Source organism: Achromobacter sp. SIMBA_011, assembly GCF_046535435.1.
GTDB lineage: Bacteria > Pseudomonadota > Gammaproteobacteria > Burkholderiales > Burkholderiaceae_B > Achromobacter > Achromobacter dolens.
This window is the reverse complement of the sequence record NZ_JAWRWN010001188.1, coordinates 1-237: the sequence shown is the minus strand read 5'-3', so window position 1 is coordinate 237 and position 237 is coordinate 1. Positions and strand designations below refer to the sequence as shown.

Genomic DNA, 237 nt, shown 5'->3' with positions numbered 1-237 from the left:
CCCATCGTGACGTAACCCATGTGGGCAACGGAGGAATAGGCGATCAGCTTCTTGATGTCGTCCTGCATCATCGCCACCAGCGAGGTGTAGATGATGGCGAGAACCGACAGCGTGAAGACGAAGGGAGCGAAATAGTCCGACGCCAAGGGGAACATCGACAGCGAGAAACGGATGAAACCGTAACCGCCGAGCTTCAGCATCACGCCAGCCAGAATGACCGAGCCTGCCGTCGGCGCC

1 protein-coding gene is annotated in these 237 nt (G+C 58.6%); it reads right to left on the bottom strand.

The annotated features are described in order from the left end of the window. On the bottom strand, positions 1 to 237 hold a 237-nt coding region (locus tag SB816_RS34800), incomplete at both ends, for a proton-conducting transporter membrane subunit (RefSeq protein WP_410548600.1).